The organism is Paenibacillus sp. GCM10023250 (genome assembly GCF_042653205.1).
In the GTDB taxonomy this organism is placed as follows: domain Bacteria; phylum Bacillota; class Bacilli; order Paenibacillales; family Paenibacillaceae; genus Paenibacillus_Z.
Genome location: NZ_JBHSHY010000006.1, coordinates 24,310 through 47,098 on the forward strand (window position 1 = coordinate 24,310; position 22,789 = coordinate 47,098).

At 61.8% G+C, this 22,789-nt stretch carries 25 protein-coding genes and 1 riboswitch; of the genes, 14 read left to right on the top strand and 11 right to left on the bottom strand.

All coding sequences use genetic code 11. The features are described 5' to 3' along the window. The first annotated feature begins 18 nt into the window (after positions 1-18). The 3 genes from ACFPB1_RS07525 (at position 19) to ACFPB1_RS07535 (ending at position 3,080) form a co-directional block, all read left to right on the top strand. The gene (locus tag ACFPB1_RS07525) at positions 19-651 is read left to right on the top strand and encodes a TetR/AcrR family transcriptional regulator (protein WP_379223607.1); all 633 of its coding nucleotides are present in this window, start codon (positions 19-21) and stop codon (positions 649-651) included. Between the two features lie 79 nt (positions 652-730). Next, a complete protein-coding gene (locus ACFPB1_RS07530; RefSeq protein ID WP_379223609.1) occupies positions 731-1,879 on the top strand; it encodes an ATP-binding protein in 1,149 nt (382 codons plus the stop codon). A gap of 66 nt (positions 1,880-1,945) precedes the next feature. Beyond that, positions 1,946-2,147, top strand: a riboswitch (cyclic di-AMP (ydaO/yuaA leader). Positions 2,148-2,255: 108 nt separating this feature from the next. Continuing rightward, on the top strand, positions 2,256-3,080 hold the full coding sequence (locus ACFPB1_RS07535; RefSeq protein WP_379223611.1) for a 3D domain-containing protein: 825 nt from the start codon (positions 2,256-2,258) through the stop codon (positions 3,078-3,080). A 165-nt stretch (positions 3,081-3,245) separates the two neighbouring features. Here ACFPB1_RS07535 and ACFPB1_RS07540 read toward each other — a convergent pair whose 3' ends face one another. Continuing rightward, the gene (locus tag ACFPB1_RS07540; RefSeq protein ID WP_379223614.1) at positions 3,246-4,109 is read right to left on the bottom strand and encodes a polysaccharide deacetylase family protein; all 864 of its coding nucleotides are present in this window, start codon (positions 4,107-4,109) and stop codon (positions 3,246-3,248) included. A 141-nt stretch (positions 4,110-4,250) separates the two neighbouring features. On the opposite strand from ACFPB1_RS07540, the gene ACFPB1_RS07545 reads away from it, so the two are divergent. From ACFPB1_RS07545 to ACFPB1_RS07555, 3 genes are all read left to right on the top strand, one after another. Further along, on the top strand, positions 4,251-5,213 hold the full coding sequence (locus tag ACFPB1_RS07545; protein WP_379223616.1) for an acetylxylan esterase: 963 nt from the start codon (positions 4,251-4,253) through the stop codon (positions 5,211-5,213). A gap of 17 nt (positions 5,214-5,230) precedes the next feature. Further along, complete coding sequence (locus ACFPB1_RS07550; RefSeq protein ID WP_379223618.1) at positions 5,231-5,890, top strand: SGNH/GDSL hydrolase family protein; 660 nt, start codon at positions 5,231-5,233, stop codon at positions 5,888-5,890. A gap of 435 nt (positions 5,891-6,325) precedes the next feature. After that, positions 6,326-6,688 carry an O-methyltransferase gene (locus ACFPB1_RS07555; RefSeq protein WP_379223620.1) on the top strand — a complete coding sequence of 121 codons (363 nt, stop codon included), beginning with the start codon at positions 6,326-6,328 and terminating at the stop codon, positions 6,686-6,688. Between the two features lie 128 nt (positions 6,689-6,816). On the opposite strand, the gene ACFPB1_RS07560 is transcribed toward ACFPB1_RS07555, so the two are convergent. From ACFPB1_RS07560 to ACFPB1_RS07570, 3 genes are all read right to left on the bottom strand, one after another. Beyond that, on the bottom strand, positions 6,817-7,029 hold the full coding sequence (locus tag ACFPB1_RS07560; protein WP_379223622.1) for a small, acid-soluble spore protein, alpha/beta type: 213 nt from the start codon (positions 7,027-7,029) through the stop codon (positions 6,817-6,819). Between the two features lie 94 nt (positions 7,030-7,123). Further along, positions 7,124-7,456 carry a DUF1980 domain-containing protein gene (locus ACFPB1_RS07565; RefSeq protein ID WP_379223624.1) on the bottom strand — a complete coding sequence of 111 codons (333 nt, stop codon included), beginning with the start codon at positions 7,454-7,456 and terminating at the stop codon, positions 7,124-7,126. 50 nt (positions 7,457-7,506) lie between these two features. Then, positions 7,507-8,430 carry a permease gene (locus tag ACFPB1_RS07570; protein WP_379223626.1) on the bottom strand — a complete coding sequence of 308 codons (924 nt, stop codon included), beginning with the start codon at positions 8,428-8,430 and terminating at the stop codon, positions 7,507-7,509. 248 nt (positions 8,431-8,678) lie between these two features. Between ACFPB1_RS07570 and ACFPB1_RS07575 the strand changes: the two genes are divergently transcribed. Both ACFPB1_RS07575 and ACFPB1_RS07580 read left to right on the top strand, forming a co-directional pair. Further along, positions 8,679-10,706, top strand: a complete 2,028-nt coding sequence (locus ACFPB1_RS07575) for a hypothetical protein (RefSeq protein ID WP_379223629.1) — start codon at positions 8,679-8,681, stop codon at positions 10,704-10,706. Next, complete coding sequence (locus ACFPB1_RS07580; protein ID WP_379223631.1) at positions 10,663-12,669, top strand: beta-propeller fold lactonase family protein; 2,007 nt, start codon at positions 10,663-10,665, stop codon at positions 12,667-12,669. The genes ACFPB1_RS07575 and ACFPB1_RS07580 overlap by 44 nt, the downstream gene beginning before the upstream one ends. 155 nt (positions 12,670-12,824) lie before the next feature. Here the strand turns inward: ACFPB1_RS07580 and ACFPB1_RS07585 are convergent, their stop codons facing one another. Beyond that, a complete protein-coding gene (locus ACFPB1_RS07585) occupies positions 12,825-13,883 on the bottom strand; it encodes a YihY/virulence factor BrkB family protein (protein WP_379223633.1) in 1,059 nt (352 codons plus the stop codon). A gap of 452 nt (positions 13,884-14,335) precedes the next feature. On the opposite strand from ACFPB1_RS07585, the gene trpS reads away from it, so the two are divergent. Continuing rightward, positions 14,336-15,322, top strand: a complete 987-nt coding sequence (trpS, locus tag ACFPB1_RS07590; protein ID WP_379223636.1) for a tryptophan--tRNA ligase — start codon at positions 14,336-14,338, stop codon at positions 15,320-15,322. Between the two features lie 66 nt (positions 15,323-15,388). Here trpS and ACFPB1_RS07595 read toward each other — a convergent pair whose 3' ends face one another. Next, positions 15,389-15,565 carry a DUF5325 family protein gene (locus tag ACFPB1_RS07595; RefSeq protein ID WP_379223638.1) on the bottom strand — a complete coding sequence of 59 codons (177 nt, stop codon included), beginning with the start codon at positions 15,563-15,565 and terminating at the stop codon, positions 15,389-15,391. Between the two features lie 118 nt (positions 15,566-15,683). On the opposite strand from ACFPB1_RS07595, the gene ACFPB1_RS07600 reads away from it, so the two are divergent. Beyond that, on the top strand, positions 15,684-15,914 hold the full coding sequence (locus tag ACFPB1_RS07600) for a small, acid-soluble spore protein, alpha/beta type (protein ID WP_379223641.1): 231 nt from the start codon (positions 15,684-15,686) through the stop codon (positions 15,912-15,914). 117 nt (positions 15,915-16,031) lie between these two features. Here the strand turns inward: ACFPB1_RS07600 and ACFPB1_RS07605 are convergent, their stop codons facing one another. Continuing rightward, a complete protein-coding gene (locus ACFPB1_RS07605; protein ID WP_379223644.1) occupies positions 16,032-17,018 on the bottom strand; it encodes a metal-dependent hydrolase in 987 nt (328 codons plus the stop codon). Between the two features lie 121 nt (positions 17,019-17,139). On the opposite strand from ACFPB1_RS07605, the gene ACFPB1_RS07610 reads away from it, so the two are divergent. Further along, positions 17,140-17,448, top strand: a complete 309-nt coding sequence (locus ACFPB1_RS07610) for a hypothetical protein (RefSeq protein WP_379223646.1) — start codon at positions 17,140-17,142, stop codon at positions 17,446-17,448. Here the strand turns inward: ACFPB1_RS07610 and gerQ are convergent. Then, positions 17,414-17,995 carry a spore coat protein GerQ gene (gene gerQ / locus ACFPB1_RS07615; protein ID WP_379223648.1) on the bottom strand — a complete coding sequence of 194 codons (582 nt, stop codon included), beginning with the start codon at positions 17,993-17,995 and terminating at the stop codon, positions 17,414-17,416. The two genes, ACFPB1_RS07610 and gerQ, sit on opposite strands and share 35 nt — an antisense overlap. A 345-nt stretch (positions 17,996-18,340) precedes the next feature. Here gerQ and cyoE point away from each other — a divergent pair, with 345 nt between their 5' ends. Genes cyoE through ACFPB1_RS07630 form a run of 3 tightly spaced genes read left to right on the top strand, consistent with a single transcriptional unit; the run spans position 18,341 to position 20,795 of the window. Beyond that, complete coding sequence (cyoE, locus tag ACFPB1_RS07620) at positions 18,341-19,210, top strand: heme o synthase (RefSeq protein WP_379223925.1); 870 nt, start codon at positions 18,341-18,343, stop codon at positions 19,208-19,210. A gap of 13 nt (positions 19,211-19,223) precedes the next feature. Further along, positions 19,224-19,844, top strand: a complete 621-nt coding sequence (locus tag ACFPB1_RS07625; RefSeq protein WP_379223651.1) for an SCO family protein — start codon at positions 19,224-19,226, stop codon at positions 19,842-19,844. 6 nt (positions 19,845-19,850) lie between these two features. Further along, positions 19,851-20,795 carry an AEC family transporter gene (locus tag ACFPB1_RS07630; RefSeq protein ID WP_379223653.1) on the top strand — a complete coding sequence of 315 codons (945 nt, stop codon included), beginning with the start codon at positions 19,851-19,853 and terminating at the stop codon, positions 20,793-20,795. A 19-nt stretch (positions 20,796-20,814) separates the two neighbouring features. On the opposite strand, the gene ACFPB1_RS07635 is transcribed toward ACFPB1_RS07630, so the two are convergent. The 3 genes from ACFPB1_RS07635 to ACFPB1_RS07645 form a co-directional block, all read right to left on the bottom strand. Then, a complete protein-coding gene (locus ACFPB1_RS07635; protein WP_379223655.1) occupies positions 20,815-21,186 on the bottom strand; it encodes a toprim domain-containing protein in 372 nt (123 codons plus the stop codon). A gap of 98 nt (positions 21,187-21,284) precedes the next feature. Further along, positions 21,285-21,392 (bottom strand): YjcZ family sporulation protein, encoded by a 108-nt coding sequence (locus ACFPB1_RS07640; RefSeq protein WP_379223657.1) that lies wholly within the window; start codon positions 21,390-21,392, stop codon positions 21,285-21,287. 117 nt (positions 21,393-21,509) lie between these two features. After that, a complete protein-coding gene (locus tag ACFPB1_RS07645; RefSeq protein ID WP_379223659.1) occupies positions 21,510-22,718 on the bottom strand; it encodes an MFS transporter in 1,209 nt (402 codons plus the stop codon). Between the last annotated feature and the right edge of the window lie 71 nt (positions 22,719-22,789).

A 22,789-nucleotide genomic window follows, 5' to 3' on the forward strand; every position in this document is an offset into this window, starting at 1 on the left:
AGGGGGCATGTCGCCACGATGACGACGCGAAGGAAACAAATGACCGAAGACATGAAGACGGCGATCCGCCAATCCGCGGCCGAGCTGTTCGCCGAGAAGGGCTACGAGCACGTGACGATGCGCGAAATCGCCAAGCGGGCAGGCTGCTCGCATACGGCGATCTATTTGTATTTCAAGAACAAGGAAGAGCTGCTGCAGCAGATCGCCATTCCGTCGCTGCTGGAGCTCGAGCGCGGCTTCCGCGAGGAGCTGGAGAAGGCGGATGCATCGCCTCTGGAGCGCCTGAAGGCAATGTGCGTCCGTTACGTCGTCTTCTGCCTGAGCAGCGGCAGCCTGCATACGGTGCTGTTCATGTCCGGCTCCGTGCGGGTCGATGATCCGGCGCCGGCGCTGGAGATCAACGTCATCCGCAACCGCCTGTTCGCGTATATGCGCGATTCGCTGAACCGGGTCGTGCCTGCTGCGGAAGCGGAAGGCGGCGAGAGCGGCGAGACCGCGACGAACCGGGCCCGCGTGCTGTTCTACTACATCCAGGGCTTCGTCAGCACGTACGCCGGTCATACGGGGCCGACGGACATCCTGCTTGACCGCATCCTGCCGATATTCGGCGAAGGCATCGCCATCCTGACGAAGGGCATGGCGCAACATTAATTGTTTTTAATGTCGCAGGGTTTGGCGATTCCGAAGCGAATAACGACTAAGAGACTCGTTTCGGAGGATGGATCGGACCATGAGGCGGACAGCCGTTTACTGCAATCGCGTGCTTGCTTCGAAGTTGAAACGAACGCTTATGCTCCGGACGGTCGGGCGCAAGGAACAGGATGCGCACGATCTTCATCCCGATTCCATGAGCTACCGCCGGCTGATCAAATATTTGCCGGAGCCGATCTTCGTGCATGACGGCGATACGGTCATATTCACCAACCAGGCCGGACTGCGGCTGCTCGGGGTGACGGAAGCCGAACTGCTCGCCAAGCCGTTCGTCAGCCACTACTTCCATCCCGACTACCGCGAGACGGCGCGGCATCGGCTCCAGGCGATCATGGGCACGGACGAGCCCAACGAGTTCGAAGAGTCGAAGCTGGTCAGCGCCGCGGGCGAGATGATCGACGTCGAGGTCTCGAGCACCCGCATCCGCAACTATCCCGGCAGAGGCACGGTCGTGCAGAGCGTGTTCCGCGATATTCGCGACCGGAAGCGGGAAGAGGAAGCGCTGATTCAATCCGAGAAGCTGTCGGTCGTCGGCCAAATGGCGGCCGGCATCGCGCACGAAATCCGCAACCCGCTCACGTCCCTCATCGGATTTTCCAAATTTCTCAAAACGAGGATCAACAGCTACCACGATTTTTTCGACATCATGCTCGTGGAGCTGGACCGGATCAATACCATCGTGCAGGAATTCATGGCGCTCGCCAAGCCGCAGGCGAACCAATTCCGCCGGCACGACCTGGTCAAGACGATCCAGAGCGTCCTGACGCTGCTCGAGACGCAGGCGATCATGAACAACGTCCAGCTGTCCGCCAGCTACGACGCCGAGACGGCCGAGCTCCTCTGCGAGGAGAATCAGCTGAAGCAGGTGTTCGTCAACGTGCTCAAGAACGCGATCGAGGCGATGCCCCAGGGCGGATCCGTCGCCATCCGGCTGAAGTCGGCCGGCAGCCGGGACATCGCGGTGTCGATCGAGGATCAGGGCATCGGCATTCCGGAAGAACAGCTGCCTATGCTCGGCGGTCCATTCTTCACGACGAAGGACGGCGGGACGGGGCTCGGCCTCATGATCTGCTATCGCATCATTGAAGGCCACCGCGGCAGGATCGACATCGCCAGCGCCCACGGCAAAGGCACGACGGTGACGATTTCCTTGCCCAAAAACGAGTGAAACGATGCACAGGCGCGGCCTATTGGGCGGATTTACCGGTAGGTTGCCCGGAGCGACTGTGTTATCCTATTACGCGAGCCGAAACGATTACTCGTACGGGGGATTTTTTGGGAGCAAGTCACGTTGCTCCGTTCTCGTCATCTGATGGGCATCACATGACGGGTTCACCGCGCTTTGGCGCTGGGGTGAATCGCGCGTTCCCGCGCGTAGGGTCGAACTCCTCGACCCGAATCCGACAACTAACCTCGTAGGCCGCATGCGAAGATGGCGTCTTTGTTCCGCACTCGTTCGGCGGATCTGTCCTCTTCGTAATGACGTTCTTATGCCTGCTTCTGAAGGGGCATGGGACCGTAAATCTTAAGGAGGAACCGACAACATGAATCTTCATCATTGGAAGAAGGGCATCGTGGCCGCCGCGCTCGGCCTCGTTATTTTCGCCCAAGGCGCAGCCGCGCACGCGGAAGGCACGTACAAAGCGAAAGACAACGACACGTTCTGGAAGCTGTCGCAAAAGTTCGGCGTCAGCGTCGACCTGCTGCAGCAAGCGAACCCGTTCGTGGAGGCAGGCAACATCTATGACGGCTTGATGCTGGTCATCCCGGCGGCCGATAAAGCCAAGACCGTAGGTCCGGCACGCATCCTGAAACAAGAGGCCAAAGCTCCGGCGGCGAAGAAATCCCCGGCAGCCGAAGCGAAGAAATCCGCGGAGAAGATGGCCGTGAAAACGCCGGCGAAGAAGGCGGCGAAAGCGGTAACCACCGCTTCGAAAGCCAAGAAAACGACCGTTAAGCAGACGACCGTTAAGCAAACGGCCGTTAAGAAGCCGGCCGTCACCAAGCCGCAAGGCGACAGCGTAACGGTAAACGGCAAATCGTACGCCTACTCGGACGTCTTGAAGGTCAAAGCAAGCGCCTATACGGCAGCGGCCTCCGAGAACGGCTGGGGCCCCGTCGACTACTTCGGCAATCCGCTGAAGCTCGGAACGATCGCGGTCGATCCCGACGTCATTCCGATGGGAACCAAAGTGTTCATTACCGGCTACGACCATGGCGGATTGCCGTCCGGCGGCATGCTTGCGGTCGCGTCCGACCAAGGCAGCGCCATCTCCGGCAACCGAATCGATATTTTCGTTCCGCAATCGCAGAGTCAAGCAAGCAAGTTCGGATTCCAGAATGTCAAGGTCTTCATCCTCAATAAATAGGCACACGACGACAAACGGCAGCCCCGCGCGGGCTGCCGTTTTTTGCGCTGATGGTTCGCATGTAACCGGATCGAGCGGATCGGTCGGTGCGCTGCCGCTCCTTCCAGCAATCGGCCCCGCGCACGGCCGGATGCCTCGTCTGGCATTCGCCAGCCGCCGGCCGGCTCAGGGCAGCCGGCGGGCCGCCGGGCGCCCGAGCAGTTCCGGCAGCGTGACGATCGCGTAGCCTTTGCTCCGCAGCAGCTTGATCAGGCGCGGCAGCGCCGCGATCGTGCCGGACAGATCCTGCCCCGTGCCGCCGCCGGCATGCTGCAGAACGATGGAGCCCGGCTGCAGCGTCCGCTTGATGTTGATCAGAATGGCGCTGCTGTCGATGCTTCGCCAGTCCTCGGAGTCGACGTCCCAGTTGACGACCGTGAAGCCTCTTCCGCGCAGCCATTCCACCTGCGCCGGCGTGATTTCGCCGTATGGCGGCCGGACGAACCTCGGACTGTAGCCGACGAGCGGCCGCAATATCCAGTCGGTCCGCAGAACCTGCTGCTGCATGGCGTACAGCGAGATTCGCGAGAAGACGGGATGGTTCAAGGAATGATTGCCGATGATGTGGCCTTCCCGCTGCATCCGCCGCACGATCGCGGGATGGGCCGCCGCGCGCTGGCCGACGACGAAGAATGTTGCCCGGACCTTGTAGCGCGCCAGCGTCTCGAGCACCTGCGGCGTGTAGCGGGGATCCGGCACGTCGTCGAACGTCAGCGCGACTCGGCGGTAGCGCCGCGAGCCGCCGATGACGAAGGCGCCGGGATAGCGCTGCTGCAGCGCCACCCACGAGATCGCGGGCCGCTTTTTCTTGGGGCGCTGGGCGCCGGAGAACGCGCCGGTCTCCTCAGGCTGCTGCGCCGCTTGTTGACGGTACTCGCTTCCCGCCGCGGCCGACCGCATGCCGCCGACCGGCTCCGCCCCCGCGGACGCAGCCAGCAGCATGCAAACCGCCAGCAGCAGCGCTTTTCGCGCATCCCCCCATCTTCGCATGGCCGTCCCTCCTTCATGATGTCATTTTGCCCGCGGGCGTAATCGCGCATTCACGAATATCGGAATCGCTACTTTACAGCGGTGTATGGAAGACGTACCATGAGGAGGAACTCATTTCAAGCGAAAAGGGGTAGCGTGCCGATGCCAATGATCGATATGCCGCTGAATGAATTGCAAACGTATTCAGGACTCAATCCGAAGCCTGCCGATTTCGATGACTATTGGGAACGGGCGCTGGCGGAGATGCGCGCCGTCGACGCCGCGGTCGAGCTCGTACCGAGCGAATTCCAGACGCCGGCGGCCGAATGCTTCGACTTATATTTCACAGGCGTCCGGGGCGCGCGGATTCATGCCAAGTACGCGCGTCCGCGCCAGGCGGAGCGGCCGCATCCGGCGGTCATCCAATTTCACGGCTACAGCGGCAGCGCCGGCGATTGGACGGACAAGCTCGGCATCGTATCGCTAGGCTTCTCCATCTTCGCCTTGGACGTCCGCGGGCAAGGCGGTTATTCGCAGGACAGCGGGGGCGTAACGGGCACGACGCTGAACGGCCATATCATCCGCGGCTTGGACGATCATCCGGACGAGCTGCTGTTCCGCCACGTCTTCCTGGATTGCGCGCAGCTGGCAGGCATCGCGATCGACAGCCCGGAAGTGGATCCGGAGCGCGTCTACGCCATGGGCGGCTCGCAGGGCGGCGCCTTGACGATCGCCTGCGCCGCGCTGGAGCCGCGCGTCAAGAAGCTGGCGCCGGTGTTTCCGTTCCTGAGCGACTACCGCCGGGTGTGGCAGATGGACTTGGCCAAGGATGCGTACGCGGAGCTGCGCACGTACTTCCGGCATTTCGATCCGCAGCATAAGCGGGAGGACGAGATTTTCACGAAGCTCGGGTACATCGACATTCAGCATCTGGCAAGCCGCGTCCGGGGCGAAGTGATGATGGGCGTCGGCCTGATGGATACGATCTGCCCGCCGTCGTCGCAATTCGCCGCATACAACAAAATCACGGCGCCGAAGCGGCTCGAAATTTACCCGGATTTCGGCCATGAAGGCTTGCCGGGCTTCAACGACAAGACGATTCAATTTTTCCTGGGCGCTTATTAAGAGGAGGCTGACGCAGCATGCTTATCGGCAATAACGAAAGACTGGTCATGATCGGCGATTCCATTACCGACTGCGGCCGGGCGAGACCGGTTGGGGAAGGCTTGTTCGACGCAATCGGCAAAGGCTACGCAGGCCTCGTCGACGCCCTGCTCTCGGCGACGTATCCGGAGCGCGGCATCCGCGTGACGAACATGGGGACGAGCGGCAATAACGTGCGCGATCTGAAGGAACGCTGGCAGACCGACGTGCTGGACCTGAAGCCGGACTGGCTGTCGATCATGATCGGCACCAACGACGTCTGGCGGCAGTTCGACACGCCGACGATCAAGGAGTCGCACGTCTATCTGGATGAGTACGAGGCGACGCTGGAATCGCTGGTCGCGGCGACACTGCCGCAGCTGAAAGGGCTCGTGCTGATGACGCCGTTCTACATCGAAGCGAACGAGCGCGACCTCATGCGGGCGCAGATGGACCGCTACGGCACCGCTGTCAAGCGCGTGGCCGAGAAGTACGGCACGCTGTTCGTCGACACGCAGGCGGCGTTCAACGCCGTGCTGGAGCATCTGTATGCCGGCACGCTCGCGTGGGACCGCGTCCACCCGAACCAGATCGGCCATGCCGTGCTGGCGCGCGCGTTCTTGAGCGCGGTCGGTTACGAGTACGGCAAGGGGCTGTAACGGGAAACGAGCGCTAAACGCCGGCGGACGCTGCTCGGCTGGCCGAAGCGTCCGCCGGCCAAGCGCGCTCACGGCCGCCGCGCGCTCCACATCCGCGCGGATACGCGCGCTGCGCAAGCAGACAAAGAGCCGCCACCGGCCATGACCGGGGGCGGCTCTTGCTGCTGCCCGGACACGACCGTCTGGACCGAACCGATCTGCTCGTTACGCTCTGATCAGACGGAATCATGCCTGAAGTACTGTAATGTTCTTGTTTAAGTATGTCTAAAGAACCAAAATGGCTGTAAGGTTATTGTAAAAAACTGTTGTAAGATTGGGAAAGTTGTCCTATAATGGGTCCATTGGATGATATGCACATGTCTCATCTAAAACAGGACGACGGAGGCGGGAATAGTGAATCTGGAGGCAATGCCTTTATCTCGGCAAATCGATTTCGTGTTTAGACAGTTGGAAGACGAGCTGCTTCATTCGTTAGCGGGTACCGTAATCATTCAAATCCGAAACAATGTCGTCGGGAAGTATGGCGTCCGCCATAACCCCATCGAAAGCAAAAACGGGCGGATCGGGCCGCCGGAGCAAGGGATGACTCGCGAGCAGGTGCAGGCGTTCCGCCAGATGGCGCTCGATTCCATCAAGCTGAAGCGCAGCTGGACGCACGGCGAGATTATGTACGACTTCTCGGTCCGGTCAGGCGCGTGGACGGCGGGCATTCTCTTCGAGAGCAATTATAATCTGGCGAGCGGCATGTTCCGGTATACGCCGAAGCACGGGACGCATACCTTGCGCGACGCGCCTTGACCCGCCTTGATACATAACAAAGAAGCTGCCTCGGCGCATGGGGCAGCTTTTTTTCGTCTTGATTGAAACGGATGTGCGACGCGTGAAGCGCTCGCGAGCGGCTGCCTTGGAGGAACTGCGCTTAGCCGTTACCGGGAAGCCGTTCCTGCAAGCTGCATTTCCGCCATTTGCACGAGTCTGCGCGTGATGTTGCCGCCGAGCGCGCCGGCGTCGCGGGTCGCCATCATGCCGTAGTACCCGTCTTGCGGGATCGCCACGCCGATTTCGCGGGCCACCTCGTATTTCATCTGATCGAGCGCCGCATTGCATTGCGGGACGAGCTTGCTGCGGTTGTTCGCCATTCGTGTTCACCTCCTTCGCGTACCCTTAGTATGGGGGCGTTGGAAGCGTTTATTCTGCGTGACCGGTCCGATTCGGCATATAATTATTTCCAATTTAGAACGCGAAGCCGAGCGCTAGCGGAAGCATGAACAGCCCGTACAAGAGCACGTTCGCGGCAAGCGAAGACGATGGCTCGTGGTTGCAGTCGCAGGGGGCGGCCGAGTTGCCCTGCCATTCCTGCAGCGCGGCGTGAAGCTGGTAGATGGCCGTCGCGAACAGGCCGATCGCGGACAGCTTGACGGCTGCGGCGAGATTCGGCTCGACGTAGCGGACGAGGGCGCCGGTGCGCGTCAGGAAGACGATGTAGTAGCCGAAGGCGCTGAGGATGCAGCACCGGATCAGATGATGCGCGATCGTTCTTCGCTGCCTAGTCGAAAGGGGCGGCATGGCGTATGACCTCCTTCGTAAGTGAGCGGGATTCGCGTGGTTGCGATCGTTCATGCGGATCCGAATACGAGCTTCTCCGTCAGCAGCGATCCGATCCAGACCGCGGCGATCAGAAACGCGATGATGCCGACGATGGCGCGGCTGCGGAAAGTGGAGAAGAGCAGCAGGACGTTCTTGACGTCGACCATCGGGCCGAATACGAGGAACGCGAGCAGCGCGCCGGGGCCGAAGACGCCTTGGAACGACGAGGCGACGAAGGCGTCGGACGTCGAGCAGAGCGACAGCGCGAAGCCGGCCGCCATCATGAACGGCGAAGCCAGCGCGGGCGTGCCGGCGACGGCCGTCAGGAGGCCCGGATCGGCGTACGACTGCGCGAGCGCGGCGACGAAGGCGCCGATGATCAAATATTTGCCGATATCGAAAAATTCCTCCGACGCGTGCGTGAACGTCGCTTGCACGCGCTGCGCGATGCCGCCGTTCGCGTGGCCGTGATTGTACTGGTAATCGCCCTCCGGCCGGCGCCCGGGCGAGACGAAGGAATGCAGGCCGAGCTTGAGCGGACTGCGCTTCATGAACGCGTACAGCGCGAAGCCGAGCAGGAGGCAGACGAAGAATGCGAGGCCCATCCGGGCGTAAGCGATCGCAGGGTCGGCGCCGAACGCGCTCAGGGTGGAGGCGAACACGATCGGGTTCAGAATCGGCCCCGCGAAGATGAACACCATGCCGATGTAGGGCGGCATGCCTTTGCGGATGAGCCGGCGGACGATCGGGATCATGCCGCATTCGCACAGCGGCAGCAGCAGTCCGAGGAGGCAGCCGAACAGCACGCCGGCGACGGGATTGCGCGGGGTCAGCCGCGCGATCAGCCGGTCGGACACGAACACCTGCAGCACGGCCGACGCGAGGACGCCGAGCAGGATGAACGGGAACGCTTCTATAATAATGCTGATGAAAATATGCTGGAAATCGTGCACGTCGCCGAAGCTCCTTTCCCGCCGCTCGCGCGTCGGAGGCACGATGTAAACGCGGCTAAGATTAAGGTATGCGGGCCCGTCCGCGCGCAGGACAAACTTGCGCCGAAATCTCGCGGTCCGCAAAAAAACGTTGCCAATCCAGGGGAAAAAGAGTAGAATTCGGCTTGTGTGATAATGATTATCATTGTTAATTAGGAATGAATGATTTTCCATCCATTCACTCTCAATAGGTAAGGGGACTTCATTCGATGAAATGGCGCAACACAACGAATAGAGCCGCCGCGATGTGCGCGCTGCTGGCGGTCTCGGTCGCGGCAACGGGCTGCAGCGGCGATGACGTGCACGTCCGGGTGACGGACTACAATTTCGACACGGCCGGCAATATGTTCGCGTACGCGGAATTCGAGCTGTCGGGCGAACCGCTCGCGGAATCGCTCGGCGTCGATCTCGACGTGCTGGATGCGGGCAAGATCGACGAACCGACCGCGTTCGATTATAAAGCGGGCATCGAATCGTACGAGTATTCCGAGGAGGCCATGTACGAGGTCGTGGAGAAGTCCGGGCTCGGCCTGCATCTCGCGAACGGACCGGCGACGGCGCTGGAAGCGAAAGCCGGCGGCGTCTCGAACAACGAGCTGCTCGCCTCCCGATTCCAGCATATGGCCGAGGGCGTCGGCCAGCCGGCGGAGGAGCTCCAACAGAATATGTTCCCGACGTTCATCGAGTACGCGTCCGGCGATCCGCATTACTCGCAGCGGGTCGATACCGGCAAATTCGCGGACGGCGAGGATGGCGCGTATATCCCGAATTACCAAGTGAACTTCGCGACGCTCCGCTGGGACCGCGACAAGATGAAGAAGCAGCTCGTGCCGGCCGCTTACGGCGCCGCGATGCTGAAGCAGTCGCTGTGGGCCGGGGACTTCCTCGGCAACCTGCACGACGCGAAGACCGACGAGGAAGTGGACGCGTCGGAGGCGAAGGAAGGACCGGAGGGCGAGCAGGGGCTGAAGCTCGGCGTCAGCTCCGTGGACGGCATGCAGGGCATGATCTTGACCGACGAGGTATGGAACAAGCTGCTGTACGTCCGCGACAATCTGTTCTATGACGCTTCCGCCAAGTCGCTCGGCGCGCTGACGGCCTCGTCCGGCGGCTACCTGCCGCACGCGGTCGACGTTGAGGAGGACGGCAATAAGGACTTCGCCGGCATCAAAAGCCTGAAGGTATCCGACGGCCGCAGCCTGCTGCAGGATCAATGGCTGATGCTCTGGCCGACGTCGGAGTTCTTCGGCATGGCCGACCAGCGTCCGGCGAACCCGAACCGCAATCCGGCGTTCGCGCGCGTCTTCGACGGCGATCCGTTCCCGGCGGCGCCGGCGGTCAACACGGACGCCGACGACGGCAACGATGTCGCCTCCGCGGACCCGTACACCGTCGCGCATGACGTGCTGCTGGCCGTGTTCGACAACGTGAAGAACCGTCACTGGAACGATCAAGCCGGCGCGTTCGTGACGGAGTCGGACGGCTCGGCGCAGGGCACGCAGGTGGACACGTTCCAAGCGGGCTACACGATCGAGGCGCTGCGCATGTTCGAGCGCGCCATCGACGGCCTGCCGGTCGGCTACGCGAACGGCGAAGCAGCCGAAGGGCTGAAGACGCCGCAGGGCGCCGAAGCGAAGGACATGATCGTGAAGCAGGCGGATTTTATCCTCCATTCGCTGATCAACAAGGACGGCCTGGCCGTCACCGGCTACGACACCGCGAAGGGCGAAGCGAGCGCGGATACTTCGCTGCAGGCGCAGATCGGCGGCATCCGCGGGCTGACGTCCGCGTTCCTCGTCACCGAGGACGAGAAGTACCGCGACGCGGCCCGCAAGCTGTACGCGGCCATGGACGAGAAGCTGTGGGACGACGGCCTGAAAGCCTATAAGTCGAACGCCGGCAAAGCAAGCTACGACGCCTTCACGGCGGGCGGGGTGTCCGCGGTGCTGCGCTTGGCGCTCGAGCACCTGAAGAACACGAGCGGCGACGCGGACGCGCCGAAGCCGCTGGACCAAAGCGCGATTCAAGCGCGCTACGTGACGTTCTTCAAGCAGGTCGTCAACGGGCCGAAGCTCGACGAGGGCATGCAGGCCAGCGAATTCTGGGATACCGGCGACGTGTATAAGGAAGGCGACGATTCCGGCAATACCGACGGCGACACGGTGCCGCAAATTCAGAAGGGACATGGTGAACATGGGATTGCTCCGATCCTTCTTCCGGTCGAAGTTACCGATTAACGGACGGCGCGCGATCATGGCGGCGGCGGGTGCTGGAGCGCTCGCCGCCGTGGCATTGCTCGGCTCCTGCGCCCATGACGGGGTGAAGGCGGTCCCGGCTCCCCAATCCGGCAGCAGCATCGTCTTGAGCCCGGACGGAAAGAAGCTCTACGTGGCGAACGGCGACAGCAACACGGTGTCCGTCGTCGACGCGAAGGACCGCAAGGTCGTGAAGGAGATCGCCGTCGGCAAGGAGCCGCGCGAACTGGCTTTGTCGGCGGACGGGAAGACGCTCTACGTGACATGCCGGTACGCGAATTCGGTGGAATGGGTCGACATCGCCAAGGGCAGCGTGCTCGGCTCGGTCAAGACGGGCATCGAGCCGTACGGCATCGTCGCGAGCCCGGACGGCAAGACGCTGTACGTCACGAATTTCCGTTCCGGCACGGTGTCGGCCGTCGATACGGCAACCCGGCAGGTCAAGGGCAGCGCGCCAGCGGGCGGCAATCCGCGCGCGCTGGCGCTGTCGGCGGACGGCGGCAGGCTGTACGTGTCGGATTATTTGACGGCGGAGACGTCGATCTTCGACGCGGCGGCGATGAAGCGGGTCGGCGGCGTCAAATTAGCGTCTTCGCCGGACGCGAGCGACCGGAAGTTGAGCCAGGGAACGCCGAACACGGTGGAGCAGGTACGGCTGACGCCGGACGGCGGGTCGCTGTGGGAAGCGCATCTGCTGACGAACACGGATACGCCGGTGCAGTTCGAGGAAGTGATCTTCCCGGCGCTGTCCGTCGTGGACGCGCGGACGGGCAAGGAGGACGCCAAAGCCCGCAAGGAGCTGTTCAAGGCGATCGACGTCAAGGATAAATTCGGCAAGACGATCATCGTCTCGAATCCGACGGATGTCGTCTTCTCCCCGGACGGCAAGAAGGCGTACGCGCTCATGGGCGGCAGCGAGGATCTGCTCGTCTTCGATTTGGCGCGGGGCGGCCGGGCGGGGCAGATCATCCACCATTTGCCGGGCGATCTCCCCATCGGCATGGCGCTCTCGCCGGACGGCGGCACGCTGTACGTGCATAACGCGAGCTCGCACGATCTGACCGTCGTGAAGCTGCCGCCGGCGGACGAAGAGGGCGGGCAGGCCCGCGTGGACGGCGAGCCGGTCAAGCTGATCGCGAAGGATCGGCTGAACGCGCAGCAGCGGCTCGGGAAGACGCTGTTCTACAGCGCGAATTCCGACGACAATCCGCTTGCGGGGAACAACTGGATGAGCTGCGCGTCCTGCCATTCCGACGGCGAGGTCGACCGGCTGTCGATCATGACAGCCAGAGGGCCGCGCAACGTGCCGAGCAACGTGCTGGCATTCGAGACGGGGCTCTTCATGTGGGACGGCAGCCGCGACGACTTCTACGATTACATCCATACGGTGCAGGGCGAGATGGGCGGCTTGAGCGAGGTCGATCCGGCGAAGCCGCTGCCGGCGGACGCGCGGAAGCTGTTCGATGCGCTGGAGGCGTACATGACCATGCCGGACGCGTTCCCGGTACCGCAAAGCCCGTTTCGGACGGCGGACGGCCAGCTGACCGCGGACGCGCAGCGGGGCAAGGCGATCTTCGAGGGCAAGGCGCAGTGCATTGCGTGCCATGCGACGGACGTCCTGACGGACAGCGCGATGGCCGTCGGGCCGGACGGCAAGCTGACGACGGCCGACACGGACTTCCTGCACGACGTCGGGACCGTGAACGGCGCGGACACCGATTACGGCGGCGACGCGCGCGGGGCGTTCGCCAACCAGCGCCAACGGGGCGTCTACGACACGCCGACGCTGCGCGGCGTCTATGCGACGGCGCCGTATTTGCACGACGGCAGCGCGCCGACGCTGGAGGACGTCGTTAAACGGGCCGGCGACCGGCACGGCCGTACGTCGGAGCTGTCCGATGAGGAAATCGCCGATCTGGCGGCGTATTTGAAGCAGATTCAGTGACGGACGAGCGAAAGCCGCGGCGCAGGGGCGCTGCGGCTTTTCCGCATGGGCGAATGCGCCCGGGCTTCAGCCGATTGGCGGGCGTATCGCCTGCGGCGAGCGGCGGCGAGCCGAAGCCGTATGACCGGAATGCGGGCTTGGTTTAGGGGACGTCGTCAGAACGTGATCTTGCCCTTGCCGGTTTTCGAATTGTTGCCGTCGTTCCTGCCGCCGTTCTTGCCCTTGTTCCGGTTCAGCAGCGGGATCGAGACGGCGAATTGCTTGCCGGTCTCCTTGGCGATGCCGTTCCGGTCGAAATGCAGCACGGCGTTGATCTCTCCGCCGAGGACGAGGATGATGCTCGAGAGGTAGAGCCACGTCAGCAGGACGATAATGCCGCCGATGCTGCCGTACGTTTTGGAATAATTGCCGAAGTTGTTGACGTAGTACGAGAATGCGAGCGACGCGGCGATCCAGCCGAACGTCGCGAACAGCGCGCCCGGGACGACCTCGCGGCACCGCAGCCGTAGATTGGGCACGTACAGGTACATGGCGGCGAACACGACGGCCGTTACGGCGATCGGCATCGCAAACTGAGCAATGCTCCAGACGGCGTCGATGCTGCCGGGCAGATGCGTCTCGCGGTACAGCATGTCCCCGATGACGCGGCCGAAGATGAGCATGACGAGGCTGAATCCGATTACGACCGCGAGCACGAGGGTGAAGACGAGGGAATAGGCTTTGACCTTCCAGAACGGCCGCGTCTCCTCGACGTCGTACGCTTTGTTCAGCGCCTTCATGATCGCGGCGACGCCGCTCGACGCCGACCAGAGCGCCACCAGCAAGCCGAACGAGAGCAGAGAGCCGCTGCGCGAATCTTGTATCGCCTTGAGGGCGTCCGCGATCGTCTGGGCCGACAATTGCGGCATTACGGGCCGGATGCGGTCGATGACGTCGTTCACCGTCAGATCGGCGAAGCTGAGCACCGCGATCAGGAAGATCAGGAACGGGAAGAACGCCAATATCAAATAATACGTCAGCTGCGCGCCCATCGCCTGCACGTCGTCGTCCTGGTACCGGCGGTACAGCTGCTTCGCGAACGAGAGCACGCCCATGCGGCGGCGCGGTTTCCGCGGCTGGACCGCGGGCGCGCGGCGGGTGCCGGCGGGCGGTACGGTCCGGGGACCGGGAAGCCTGGATTTCTCCGATTCGGGCATCGACCAAGGATTGGCCATCTGGATTTCCTCCTCGCAGTCGTTTACGGATCATTAACCGTCCCGCCTCGCGGACAAACTCGGGCGGCTCTTTATCCTATGCGGCGCATCGGCGGTTCTTGTCCGCCCCTGCCACTTGACAATCCGTGCGCCGGAGCGTCATAATCGTCCTAAAGCCATGACGGGAACAAGTAAGCGCGGACGAATGCTGCAGAGAGCCGGTGGTCGGTGGAAACCGGCGCGGACGTCCGAGGCCGAATGGATCCCCGAGCCGCGATGAGGAAAGCGATCCCCCGGGATCGGCCGTATGCATCGCCGTGTCGCTTCGCGTTACGAAGCTTGGAGGTTTGCCGCGCCGACGCGAGCACGAATGCGGAAGCGGACGCGGGCAAATGAATTAGGGTGGCACCACGGTCCTCGTCCCTTGCGGCGGAGGGCTTTTTTTGCGTTTAAATTCAAGGAGGCGTACAGACATGAAACGCGTATTATCCGGCATTCAGCCGAGCGGTCAGCTGACCCTGGGCAACTACATCGGAGCCATTCAAAATTTCGTCAAGCTGCAGGAAACCCATGAGTGCTACTTCATGGTCGTCGACCTGCACGCCATCACCGTGCCGCAGGAGCCGGCGGCACTGCGGGAGCAGACCGAATCGGTCGCGGCGCTGTTCATCGCGGCGGGCATCGATCCCGACAGAGCGAGCGTGTTCGCGCAGTCCCACGTGCCGGCGCATGCCGAGCTGGGCTGGCTGTTCACGACGCTGTCCTACATGGGCGAGCTGGAGCGGATGACGCAGTTCAAGGACAAGTCGAGCGGTAAGGAATCCGTCGGCACGGGCCTCTTCGTGTATCCGACGCTGATGGCCGCGGACATCCTGCTCTACAACGCCGATCTCGTGCCGGTCGGCGACGACCAGAAGCAGCACCTGGAGCTGACGCGCGATCTGGCGCAGCGGTTCAACCAGCGCTTCGGCGCCACGTTCACCATCCCGGATCCGTATATTCCGAAGGTCGGCGCGCGCATCATGTCGCTCGACGACGCGTCCAAGAAGATGAGCAAGAGCAACCCGAATCCGGCCAGCTACATCGCGCTGCTGGATCCGCCCGACGTCATCCGCAAGAAGATCAGCCGGGCGACGACGGATTCCGGGCGCGAGGTACGGTTCGATCCGGCCGAGAAGCCGGAGGTCAGCAATCTGATGAGCATCTACGCGCACTGCGCGGACATGACGCTGGACGACATCGCGGCGCGCTACGAAGGTCAAGGCTACGGGGCGTTCAAGAAGGAGTTGGCGGAGCACGTCGTGGCGAAGCTGGAGCCGCTGCAGCGGCGGTACGCGGATATTCGCAGCTCGGGAGAGATTCACGACATCTTGAAGCGGGGCGCGGAGCAGGTATCGGCCGTCGCGAACGAGACGCTTCGCACGGCGAAGGAACGCATGGGCTTCCTGCTGCCGCGTTAATCGGCGCGAAGGCTTGGCCGGCAGCAAGGACGCATAGGGAAGAAAGACGAACGCCGCGGACGGGGATTACCCTTGTCCGCGGCGTCTCATTTTGGCGTTGACGATGAATCCCGTTCCGATGCTGAAGATCGTCAGCACGAAAAACAAGAGCGCGAGCCAGCCGCTATAGCTGATGGAAATCGCGGTGGCGCACATCAGCAGCACCGAGAAAATGGCGAAGAACAGCGCCATCGGTTTGGACACGGAAACCTACTCCTTTACCTCGTCAAATATTTGCACGAGGTTAGCATATTCTCTTCGCGAACGAATCATAATAAGTTTGCAACACACCATCGTAAGAGTTGAAAGGAGAAATTACAACATGGCAGGACGTAACAACGGAAGCAGCAATACGTTGGTTGTACCGCAAGCTACGGCAGCTCTGAACCAAATGAAATATGAAGCGGCTCAAGAGCTGGGCATCCAAATTCCGCAAGACGGCTACTACGGCAACTTCTCGACGCGCGACGCCGGCTCCCTCGGCGGTTACATCACGCGCAAGCTGGTCCAAATCGCCGAGCAACAACTGTCCGGTTCCTCGCAGTTCCGTTAATCCATAACCGGATCGAAGAAGCAGAGGCCAGAAGCTCAAGGGCAACCTTGAGCTTCTGTTTTTGCATGTACGGACGTGCGAAAGCCTCTTCTATTTTGCAAGAAGAGGCCTCCCGAGTCAATACGTGTTCATGCGCAGCCGTTTTTGCAGCCGCTCGTCGCTGAGCCAGCCGACGTACGAGCCGAGCGTTTTGTGCTCCTTATCCATCAGCAGCACGCCGACGAACGGATACTGCTTGCGATGCCGGTAGCGGACGTCCGACCAGCGGACCTCGTAGCCCCACGGATGCTCCTGCACGTCGGCGCAGGCGAAGGACGTGAAGTACAGGAACGCGCGGATGGACGGATCGTTCCGCGACTTGGCGATCGCGGGATGGTCTTCGCAGCGGGCGCTGTCGATCCAGCGCAGCTTGCCCTGCCGGTAATCCCCGATGAAGAACCGGCCGTCCGGCCGCTTCTTGACGACGTTCCAGTCGTACAGGGAGATCGTCGGGATCAGAATATGCTTGTCGCCGGGCTGGTATTCGGGATCGATCCGGGCAAGCCGCCGCTGCAGCGTCTTATGGGTCACGGTCCGCCAGATGTAGTACACGATCAGGAAGGCGTACAGCAGCGGGAAGATGACCGCGGGGTCGCCGACCCTGAGCGCCCAGCAGGCGATAGCGACGAGGTGCGAGACGAAGATGACGGGATCGAAAATATGGATGATGTTCCACGAAATCCATTTTTGCGAAAACGGCCTGGCCGCCTGCGTCCCGTACGTGTTGAACAAATCCGAGAAGACGTGGACGCAAACCGCGAGCAGCACCCAGCCGCCGACATGGACCCACGGGAGACGGAAGCGAAAGAACGCTTCGATGAGCAGGGAAATGGCGATCGTCCAAAGCGCGACGGCGGGAATGGAATGAGATGCGCCGCGGTGGTGGCGGATATAGGCGGCGTTGCTCTTGAGCCGGAGCAACCCGTCGAGATCCGGCGCTTGCGAGCCGACGACGGTGCCGATCAATACGGCGGCGTATAGCGTCTGGTCCCCGGCGACGACCGGGTCGACGGCGGCCAGCCCCGCGAGCCCGATGCCCATGACCAAATGCGTTCCGCTATCCATAGCTGAGAAACCTCCTTGCGTGCGTATGCGATAATGGGCTGTTGTTGATGGTGTATACTTCATATATGTACGCTTAAGTATTTTCCGAATCGTGGGCGTTTATAACGGGAGGCTGAAATTCATGTACATTTGTTTCGTCGAATATCGAATCGCGCCGGAGGCGGAAGCGCAGTATCGCGCCTGGATCGCGGACCAGCGCGCGGAGGGGCCGGGCTTCGCGCTGTACGAAGGCACCGACCAGCCGCTGCTGTTCGTCGAGGTGTGGGATGCGGACAGTCTCGAAGCGGCGGAGAACGTCAAAAAAGAACGCTGCGGGGAGCGTTCTTCTTGGCGCCGGATGGCGGATTGGGTGCCGGGCGGCGCAGCGAAAATCCACGCCTGGACGTTCAAACCCGTTACGGACGGCCGAGCGGAGCGGCGCTCGTCGTAGGCGACGTGGGCAATGCCGTGTTGTTCGTGATCGTCATGCCGTTGAAGGTGTAGGCGTAGTTGATCGGGCCATCGAACGTAACGTAGTCGAGGTTCAGCGTCAGCAGCAGGTAGCGCATACCCGTGGAGGGATCGCTGATGATGATATGATCGCGGCCGGCGGCCTCGATCACGCCGCGGAACACTTTCGCGTTCCATTCGCGGTTGTTCTCGTACGTCATATAGAACGTCGCCATTTTACCGCGGTTCATCCGCAGAATGTTCTCGACGTAGGATTCTTCCGTAGCGGGAACCGCAACGACGTTGCCGGCGCCCGAGATGAAGGAACCGTTCGGGACCATGGGCGGCTGCGTCGACGCGCCCGCGACGAGCGGCGACATGCTTTGCGCCTGGACCGGCATTTGTACCGGCAGCTGAACCGGCATTTGCGACGACATTTGCGTCGGCATCGTCGCCGGCATCTGCGTCGGCATGCCGTAGCCGTAACCCGGGAATCCGCCCGTGCTTGCAGGGCTTACCGCTGTGTTGAACCCGTAACCGTTGGACATAAGATGTAACGCCTCGCTTTCATGAATGGGTGGCTTTGTTAGTAAACCGCAGGACAATCGGAAGACGCGGGCGCGGGGTGCCGCGCGAGAGGCAGCTTCACATCTTCCGAATCGGACTAGATGACCGCCATTGCCGAACCTTCCCCTTCCTTTCGTTCAGGTGGGCCATGAACCACATTGACACTGTATGGGGCTCTGGGCAAAATGGTTCCAACCGGTGTCAAATTCATGAACAGGAACCGCGAACATTGTCAAGAGCTTGTTTTTTCGGTATGATTAAAAACGATTTTAAAACATAGAAAATGAGCGCCGAAACGACGCTCATCGGGATCGGAAGCGGGGAGGCTGGCTGTGCTTAAAGATTATGTGGCCCTGACAAAACCAAGCATCATTCGCTTAAACGCGATTGCGGCGTTCGGCGGGTTCTGGGTCGCTTCCAAATGGGATATCGATTGGCTGCTGCTGCTTTACATGCTCATCGGTTCGGCTCTGACGATGGCATCGGCGTGCGTGATTAATAACTACTGGGACCGCGACCTGGACACGAAGATGGAGCGGACCAAGAACCGCGCCCTGCCGGCGAAACGGCTCAATCCGGCCGGGGTGCTCGTGTACGGCATCGCGCTTGGCGTCATCGGCTTGACAATACTGTTCGCGCTCGTGAATCCGCTCACGGGCTGGCTCGGCCTGCTGGGCTTCTTCGTGTACGTCGTCATCTACACGATGTGGCTGAAGCGGACGTCGACGTGGAGCACGTCCATCGGCGGGATATCCGGCGCGATGCCGCCGGTCATCGGCTACTGCGCGGTCACGGGCGTCGTCGACGAAGGCGCCTGGATCTTGTTCGCCCTGCTGTTCCTCTGGCAGCCGGCGCACTTCTGGTCGCTCGCCATCCGGCGGGTGGAGGAATACCGCGCGGCCGGCTTCCCGCTGCTGCCCGTCGTGAAGGGCATTCCGCGGACGAAGCTGCAGATGATGCCTTACGTGCTGCTGCTTATTCCGACGGGGATCTTCATGTTCGCGTACGATTACGTAGGCTACACGTTCCTGGTCATTTCGCTGATCGGCGGGGTGCTCTGGCTCGTCCACACGATCATGGGCGTGCGGGCCGGCGACACCACCAAGTGGGCGAAGACGAATTTTTTCATCTCCATTAACTATCTGATGGTCGTGTTCCTGATCATGATCGCGGATACGAATGGAGCGATCGGTTAGGGGGAGACGCTTTATGCGCGTCATGCGCAAGTACGGATTCGCGATCGCGGTGCTCGCACTTTGCGCCGCGATGGGCCTTTATTTGTATCTGTCATCCATGAAAGGCAGCGCAGTCAACCTGGACCAAAGCCTCAAGGCGCCGAACTTCGAGCTGACGGACCTGGACAACGGCAAGGTTACGCTGGCGGACACAAACGGCAAGGTGAGGGTCATCTATTTCTTCTACGCCAACTGCCCGGACATTTGCCCGCCGACCACGTACCTGATGACGCAGGTGCAGGACAAGCTGAAGGACAAGGGGACGTTCGGCAAGGATGTCGAGTTTATGTGGATCACGTTCGATCCGAAGCGGGACACGACGGAGGCGCTGAAGACCTACGCAAGCAAGTTCGACATCGACGCCGGCGGCTGGAAATTCCTGCGCGAGGACAGCGAGGAAGACACGGAGAAGCTGATGAAGGATTTCGGCCTGGGGCTTGTGAAGGATCCGAGTACGAACCTGTTCACGCACTCGGACGTTATTACATTCGTCGACCGCGAAGGCGTGGTGCGGAAATACCTGACCGGTTCCATCGACGAGTCGCAGAACGCGGACAAAATCGTGGACGTCATCGACGCGCTGGTCAAGAAATAGGCGCCTATGACTATTTTTCTCTCTATACTGTGGAACAACGTCATCCCGCTGTCAGTCATGATCGCTTTAGGCATCACGCTGCATCGGGTTTTTTCTTTGGACATCAAGACGTTGTCGAAGCTCAACTTCTATTTGTTTTCCCCGGCCATGATCTTTAATTTATTGTATACGACCGACATATCGGCATCGGTGCTGCTGAAGGTGCTGCTGTTCTTCTTCGTATTTATGCTCCTGCTCTACGGGTGCGTGGAAGTCATGATCCGGCTTCGGGGCACGCCCGGCGGCATGCGAGGCGCGGTCCGCAACAGCGTCTTGTTCTATAACAGCGCGAATTACGGCATCCCGCTCAATCAGCTCGCGTTCGCGTCGAACCCGTACACGCTGTCCGTGCAGGTGCTGATCATGATGATGCAGTCGCTCATCCCGAATACGTACGGCATCTACAATGTTAACGCGCACAAGCTGCGGGCGAGGGACATCCGCCGCACCATTCTCGGCCAGCCCGTCATCTACGCGATTCCGCTCGGCTTCCTGCTCCATGCGCTGCAGATCCCGATTCCGCAGGCGTTGTCCACGCCGCTCGGCTATTTGGCAAACGCCTTCATTGGGACGGCGCTCATCACGCTCGGCGTGCAGCTCGGCAGCATGAAGCTGACGTTCCGCCATCCGAAGATGAAGGATGTGCTGCTCTCCTGCGGCCTTCGGCTGGTCGGGGGACCGCTGCTCGCGCTGGCTGTCGTCTGGCTGATGCGGACGAACGCCGTCACGGCCGTCGACGCCTTGATGGCGAAGGCGCTGATCGTCTCCTCGTCCGTGCCGACCTCGCTGTCGAGCGTGCTGCTCGCGGTCGAATTCGACAACGAGCCGGAGTTCGCCTCCCAGGTCGTGCTCCTGTCGACGACGCTCAGCATCGCGACGGTGACGGCCGTCATCTATTTCCTGCATATATGACCATCCGACGGCCGGGCGGTCACAAGCCGTCCTCCTTCGACCATATGGCGCCGCTCTCGGGCGGGTACTCGATGTACGCGTCGAGGCCCGCCTTTTCCAATTGCTCGATCAAGTATTCCTCCGGCGTCTTCTCCACGCCGGGATAGCCGCGCCGGGTATGGATATGCTCGGCGTCGGGGAAGGCGTCCCGGAGCATGCCGCGGATGCGCCGCCCGGACGAATCGTTGTCCGTGAAGATGTAGATCTGCTTGCCGCCGGCTTCGCGGCGCAGCTTGTCGATTTGCAGCGTGCCCGGCGTGCCGTTGGTGCACAGGATGGGCACGTCCGCGTTCAGGACGCGGCGCAGCCGGCTGCGGTCGTTTTTGCCTTCCACGATCAGGACGATCTCCATGACGTTCACCTCTTACCGCCATCTTACCGCATTTGCGCCGCAAACGAAAAGACGGCCCGCCGTCGTCCAGCGAGCCGTCCTTTCATTGCCACCCGGAATCAGCAGAACCAGCCGCTGAACACGATTACGAGCAGGATGAAGAGTACGAGGATAATGCCGATATGACCGAGGCCGTGATGGCCGTGATGGATTCCCTCTACGGACATTGTGAGTCACCCCTCTTTCGCCTATGAAGGACTAGGGCGTCTGGCGGTCTGCGCGAAGCATCACTGCCGCTTGCCACACAGTACTATATGCCCCGGAGTGACAGGAGCCCTGTGCGCTTACCCAGTATGCGAAAAATGGGCCCCGGCGCGGTCGCGGGTGCGCGGCGTATCGGCCTTGAAGGGCAGCACGGATACGGCGATCATGAGTCCGATGAACGCGATGTAATACGGCGAGACGACGTCGCGCAGCTGGCCGGCCAGCATCGGGCCGAGGAAGGCGCCGATGGAGAAGGCGATAGACAAGATCGAGAACACGCGGCCGTACCGTTCGCCGCCGCTGCGCTCGATCAGCAGGGACGACAGCGCGGGAAAGATGACGCCCTTGGCCATGCCGAGGACGAACAGCAGCGCGTAGAACGGGATCGGCACGCGTGCGGCGATCGCGAAATAAGCGAGCGCGAGCAGGAAGGCGCCCCACAGCGAGCGCTGAAACGGCGAGCGCCTGTTCAGGAACAGCATGCTGAGCGTGAACAGCGCGCCGAGGCTGACGATGGAGAATAGGAGTCCCGTCGTCATCATGCCTTCCTTGGTCGTCGACATGAGCGGCAGCTCGAAGGACAGAATGCCCTGGGCGCAGCTCATGGCGACGGGCAGGAGGAAGATGAGCCACGGAATGGCCGGCGGCTTGCCGCTTGAGTTCTCCGCCTCGCCGCGCCTGCCGGTCGCTTCCGCGCCGGGCTGCGCCTGCGCCTCGGCGGACAGCGGCTCGGCCATCTGCGGGGGAACGTCGCGAATGAAGAAGAGCGCGCAGGTCGCCGTGGCGATCAGCACCCAGCCGAGCACGTTGAAGGCGGTCGTAAAGCCGATCTGCGCCACGAGGTACGCGCCCGCGGCCGGCGAGACGACGGAGGCGAGGGTGTGGATGAAGCCGTTGCCGGCCATCAGCTTTCGCTGCCCGAGGCGGTTCGTGGCGATGCGCGCGAGCAGCGACATGCAGGCGGGCGAGAGGAATGCCAGCACGAAGCCGCTGATAGAGCGGAGCGTCAGCAGCTGCCACGGATTCGTCACGTGCGACTGCAGCAGGAGGATGACGCCGGCGGCGCCGAGGCTGAAGACGATGAACAGCCTGCTGCCGAACCGGTCGACGCCGACGCCCGCGATCAGGTTGCCGGGCAGATGCGTGATGGAATACAGCCCCATCATCAAGCCGATGAATGACGGCGCGGCCCCGAGGGACACGGCGAACGGGGTCAGGATCGGATATTGGGCGTGCAGGTCGAAGAACGCGACGAACAGAAACAGGTACAGCCAGATGGCGGTTCTCATAACGCGATCACTCCTTCCGGGCGGACAAACCGGTTGTTACTACTTGTACGCGGCCCGGGGCTGGGATATGT